Source organism: Kitasatospora sp. NPDC041988, assembly GCF_055588525.1.
The window spans coordinates 1-5,697 of sequence record NZ_JBVJCO010000098.1; the positions used below are offsets into that span (position 1 = coordinate 1).

Sequence of the window (5,697 nt, forward strand, 5' to 3'; positions counted from 1 at the left end):
GAACCGGGAAATGATGTTTCTAGGGATTGGCCGCCCCGGGACCGTCCGCGCCGATGCGTGTCCGGTGCTCCATGCCGAGCGACTAGAGAACACTAGACCCGTACAGAGCCAGAAGCAACTCCCCGGGGATGACGACTGCAGCCTGGCGTAGCGCTCCTCGTTCTCCACCTCGCAAAGGGCCGGCACCAGCGGCAGCTGGTCCCCTTCCGGATCCGGTCGCCCCTGGTCGTGGCGCTTCCGAACAGGCGAACCGGCAAGGCTGGCCGCACGACGTTCGCCGGGGTGGGATGAAGAGGGTCCAGTACCTGACCCCGTCCTTGACCGGCCGAGGCTCTCGCATCCCCATGGGCGTGTTCGACCCACCCGATCGGCCCCGCGCTCAGACAGCTCGCTGGGCGAGATGCAGGGCGGTGACGTGGACGAACCACTCGAGTACGCCTTGGATCTCCTCCCTCTGCCGCCCGATCGCCTCAATCGAGAAGGACGGTCTCAGCTCAAGTTTGGCCTCGGCGAGCTGGATTCCGTCGATTCGGTTCAGCCGCCGCAGGAGCTCGCGGCGCATCTCGGTGTCGTCGAACGGAGGACGACTGCGCAGATACTGGAACACGACCTCGACGGTGCCGAGCACCGGGTAGATGGCCAACGGCCAGATCGTCGCAGGTCCCCCTCCCGGGCCAGGTCCAGTGTCAGGAAGCAGCTGGTCTCCCCAGCACGGCCGTAGCCGAGCCGGCAGTCCGGGTCCAGGCTCTCCCAGAAGGCCAGGACCTGCAGCACGTCGTCGGCACATGCCGGGTGGTTATCGCGCAGCAGTTCCTCGAACCTGGCGGCTCGGCCCTGCATCTCCGCGTCGGGCAACGCGTTCTCGGCGTTGTCTCGGGAGAGTTCCTTGTCGAGCAGGGTGGCCAGGTCGTCGGCAGACAAGCGGTGCGCGAGACTGGCCCGGCCTGCACCGTCGAAGGGAACACCTTCAGCGGCCAGGGCGGGGAACCACCGATCCGAGGAGATGCGAGGCCGGGCTCTCCCCGTCGAGCTGCGCCTCGACCAGGTCACCTACGTCGTCCCACAGACTGGCTGTCCCGGCGGGTCGACTACTCGAAGAGCTGGGCCGGCGCGCGCCCCACGCCGGCCGCCGAATGATGGATCTCAGTGATCGTCGCGGCCGCGTCGAAGCCGAGGACCGGGTCGGGCCGGCCGGAGAGCAGGCTCGCGTACAGCGGCCGGTAGTGGGCGACCTTCCTGGGCGTTCGGCCGTCGTTGCCGAAGGCGGCGAGAAGCTCCCCGCCCCGAACCGCGAGGCCGGTCATGGCTGTGTGGTCGATCCAGACCTCCACGCCCGAGCGGCCGAACACGAGACTGCTCTCCTTGCTGCTGGCGCCCGTGAGCCAGCTGCTGCGCAGACGGGCTGTGCCCAGCTCTCCGCGGGAGCGGTACCCGGCGGTGCACCACGCACTCGCGCCGCCGTCCGTCTGCCGGGCGGAGGTGAGTGCCATGAGATCGACGAACCGGGTGAGCATACTGAGCTGGTTCACCCCGGAGTCCATCCAGCTGGAACCGTAGGACGCGAAGGCGCCGGCCCCCTTGAGAACGTAAGGGTCGTAGAACGCAGAGGTGACAGTCGTGACGGGCCCCCACTCGGGGTGCTCGGCGATCAGCTCCGCCGCCCAGTCCACCTCCGGTGCGAAGGCGAAGTGGTGCGCCGTGAACAGACGGCCCCGGACGTCAACCGCCTCGTCCATCTCCCGCAGCCGGGCGAGCGAGGCGAGATCGTGGACGAGAGGCTTCTCGACCAGCACTCGGGCCGCGGAACTGGCAAGGGCCTGGCAGGCCAGCTCGGCGTGCGTGTCGGTGGGAGTCGCGAGCACGAGCAGGTCGGGCTGGTGCGCTTCGAGCGCATCGGCAAGACCGGTGTAGTGGGGCGCGATGGCACCGCGGAACGAGGTCGGCGCCGCGGGGCGGGGGTCGACGGTGAAGTCGAGCGACACCTCGGCCCGTTCGGAGAGAACCGCGAGGTGGGTCTCGGCGATGGTCCCGACTCCGACCAGGCCGACACGTACGAAGTCACTCATGAAGCGCGCTGCTTTCTGGATTCGGCTCGGCCTTGGATCGGGGCCCGGAACGTCAATGGCGCGCCACCACCTCGACGTGGCCGGTCCGACGCGGCGGCCCGCAGGTTGGCACGTGCCGTCCCGCCTCCTCGTGTCCGCCTTCCCTACGACGCTCCGCACACACTCCACGGAGGATCAGAACGCTACGAGATCCTGTCAGTTGCTGATGAGTTGTCACAGGAAGACTCTCGGACCGTTCAGGCGTCCGGCCGCATGCGGGCACGCCGTGTTCTCACGGCAGCCAACGGGCAGCCTGCTCCAGAGTGACCCGGGTGGCATCGACGTACCAGAGGCCGTTCGGCCGGTCCCAGCGGGCCTTGAGTGTCGCCTTCGCCTCGTCCTTCTCTCCGAACGGCACCTTCAGGTAGAGCCGCCCGTTGACGACATCCCCAGGACGAATCCCAACCGATCCCTCCACAGCGGGCGTTGACGGCACTGGCTCGGTTTCCTGTACCTCAGGGCCACCCCCGCCCGCCGTCCGCGGGTTCCACGCGGCGCGGTCCTTTCGAGCCCGCTCGATGACCCTGGTGACCCTCTCGCACGCGCTGGGGTCGGTGAAACGCATCATCAGATCGGTCGGACCGGTGTTGGCGAGCAGATTGAGCGAACCGTGCCAGAGCACCGTGCTGTCGAGAATCAACACCTTCTCGTGCATGCGCTCCCGGAAGTCCACCTGGCAACCCACCGCCCTCAGCTCGTCGATCCGCTGCTGGTGGCGGCCGACCGCGGCCTGGTCCCGCTGTTCCTCCGGCGCCCGCGTGTGAACAATGACGCGAACGCCTTCCGCCACACGTGAGCCGAGCAACGCGGACCACCGGCGCACCGGCTGCGGGTCGAGGAAAGCGCAGTAGACCTCGATGCTGGTACCGGCCCGCGCGATGTCCCATTCCACAGCTTTCTGGACCTCGTCGGCCGGAAAGAAGGCCGGTCGCGCCAGTTCCTCCTCCGAGAGGGCGGAGAGCTGTGCCGCGTCGCGCGTCGGCACCAACTGGTCAGCCGGGATCACCTGCGCGTGGCTCTCCAGGTGGTCGAGCATCACGCGGGCCTCGCTGGACGACGCGAGATGCTGCCGGAGGTGCTCCACGTCGGCGACGACGATCAGGTGGTCCTGCGCCCGGCTCAGTGCGACGTTCAGCAGGCGGCAGGTCTGGGAGGACAGGCCGGTGCCGCTGTAGAAGATGCCCGGGTCCTTGCCGGCGCCGACGGCGGTGTCGAAGACGACGATCGGGCGCTGGCTGCCCTGAAACCGGTGAATGGTGTCGACCAGGCCCTCGTACTCGTCGCCGAACCGGTACTTCAGGCTGCCTTTGAGCGCCTTGACCTGCGCACGGTAGGGCGCGATGACCGCCAGCCGGTCCGTCGCGCGCTCCCCCGTGACGACGTCATCGCCGTCCCACTTGCGGCCGGGGAGCACGCCTTCGTACTGGAGCCCGCGTACGAGTTCGTGGACGACGGCCTCGTTCACCGTGTTGGCCCGGTAGTCGGGCCCGGGGATCCGCTGCTTCGAAGTGTCGACGAGGATCACGGGAACGTCGACGAGCGGGTTGGTCGGGATCCGGCTGCCGTCCCCGCGGCCGGTGGTGAGCGGGGCGTCGGGGTAGGCGACGGCGTTGACGAGCCTGCAGATCGGCTCGCGCATGCGGTACTGGGTGTCCAGCGCCACGAGTCGCGGGTCCTGCCGGACGGAGCCGGCCTCGGTCACAAGGCCTGCCGCGTGAAAAGCGTCGCGGGCCGCCCAGTGCTGGGAGTGGGCCCGCTCGTCTTCCGTGGCCTTGCGGTCGCCGTCGCCCTTGGTGACCGCCGGCAGCTGCCGGAAGTCGCCCGCCACGACGACCCGTTTGCCGGCGAGGCCGGCGGCGAGCCACGCTGACGGCAGGTCCACCATGCCCGCCTCGTCGATCACGACGACATCCACCCGGTCCAGCAGCTTCCGGGACTGAACCGCCTTGGCGACCGTGGCTCCGATGACTCTGCACCGGGAGCGCACAGCCTGCTGAATGCGGCTGAGTTGCCGGTCGATGTCCTGGATCTGCTTCTGCAGCGTCTCGGCCTGGCCTACGGCGCCCGACCGTGGGGGAAGGCCCTCGAGTCGTGGCCGGACAGCGGCAAGGCGCCCGCTCGTCTCGCTGATCCGGGAAGCAAGTTCCTGTGCCTGGCGCCGGGCGGCCGACCCGATGTACTGAGCGCTCTCCGCGGCTGAGACAGCTCGGCCGAGTTCTTCCCGCATCGCGGCGAGCCGGCTCTCCTTCCGTTTCGCCAGAAGGCCCCTGAGCGTTCCCTCCTCGCTGATGCTCAGTCGAAGGCGGGCCGCCTCCGCCTCGGACCGCAGCGCATCCCGGTCCGCGGTGGCTGCCGCATCGGCCGCGGCCTGGTGGGCTGCCCGGTCCGCGGTGAGGCGCTCCTCCAGCACCAGTGCCTCGTCGTGCAAGGCCACAGTGGTGCGGGCCCGATCGAGCGCCTCCCGCGCCTCCCGCGCCGCCTCGTCCAGTTGCGCCGAGACCCGTCCCGCGATTCGGGCCGGGTCAACGTACTCGCCGTACCGTTCACGGAGGGACGGCAGCTCGACGTCACCGGCGCGCTGGACCAGCCCCTCCCCGAAGCCCGCCTCCGCGTTCAGCAGGTCACAGATCCGCTCCAGGGCCTGATCGACCGCAACCTTGGTCGGCGCGAGGAACAGGACATTGTGCCCCTGCCGGAAGTTGCCCTCCACGATGTGACCGACGACGTCGGTCTTGCCCGTACCCGGTGGCCCCCAGAGGAACAGCACTTCACTCGCGAGCGCCTGCTCAACAGCCGACCGCTGGCGCGGATTGAGCTTCAGACCATGCCAGCCCGCCACCCATCGCGCCGGGTCCGGCACCCGCCCGACGGCCGGCGAACCCTGTCCGACGATCCATCCGGCGCTCTCGCCCCGGAGACCGGCATCATCCGAACCCGCCACCTCCAACCGCTCCGCCAGCACCAGCAGGCCGGCCGAGTCGTCCTTGCGCACCAGAACGTCTCGTACCCCGGTACCAATGCTCTCGGTGGTGACGACCCGCACCTTCCCGTCCGGCATCGGGGACGCCTCGGCCGGCACCCACGGCCCGCGGGATTGGGAGGGACGGACGAGAACCGGGCTGCCGTCGAAGGAGCGAGGCCACCTCCGGCACCCGAAGAGATACTCGTACCGGCCTTCCGAGGCCGATACCGACCGGCCTTCCGAGAGTGTCGCCTTCTCCGCGTCCTTGGCTGCATCTCGCCGTTCTGCCCGGATCTCCGCCTGTACGGCGGTCAGGAGTTCCGTGACCGGATAGGGCCGCTCGATCTGCGTCATGAGTGTGCGCTCCCCCGTAACCTACTCAAAGTGCTTCGTCCACTGTACGGAGTGCGACCGACACCGAGGTGGCTTTCGGCAAGCCAGGGCCCGGAGAGGCCCACAGCCGCACAGCTCTGACATGCCGGCAAGCCCCTCGGCATCGACTGTCCGGAAACGCAGAGAACCCCCGATCCGTGACGGATCGGGGGTTCTCTGTGAATGATTGTTCGGCGGCGTCCTACTCTCCCACAGGGTCCCCCCTGCAGTACCATCGGCGCTGTGAGGCTTAGCTTC

General features: G+C 69.0%; 3 protein-coding genes and 1 rRNA gene. All 4 read right to left on the bottom strand.

Annotated elements, in window-relative coordinates; translation table 11 throughout:
- Positions 1 to 379: 379 nt before the first annotated feature.
- Positions 380 to 643: a hypothetical protein gene (locus ACZ6NC_RS41685; protein WP_465739108.1), complete on the bottom strand. Its 264-nt coding sequence runs from the start codon at positions 641 to 643 to the stop codon at positions 380 to 382.
- Between the two features lie 445 nt (positions 644 to 1,088).
- Positions 1,089 to 2,066: a Gfo/Idh/MocA family protein gene (locus ACZ6NC_RS41690; RefSeq protein WP_465739109.1), complete on the bottom strand. Its 978-nt coding sequence runs from the start codon at positions 2,064 to 2,066 to the stop codon at positions 1,089 to 1,091.
- 271 nt (positions 2,067 to 2,337) lie between these two features.
- Positions 2,338 to 5,421: an AAA domain-containing protein gene (locus tag ACZ6NC_RS41695; RefSeq protein WP_465739110.1), complete on the bottom strand. Its 3,084-nt coding sequence runs from the start codon at positions 5,419 to 5,421 to the stop codon at positions 2,338 to 2,340.
- A 207-nt stretch (positions 5,422 to 5,628) separates the two neighbouring features.
- Positions 5,629 to 5,697 (bottom strand): 5S ribosomal RNA (gene rrf / locus ACZ6NC_RS41700); the annotation flags it as partial.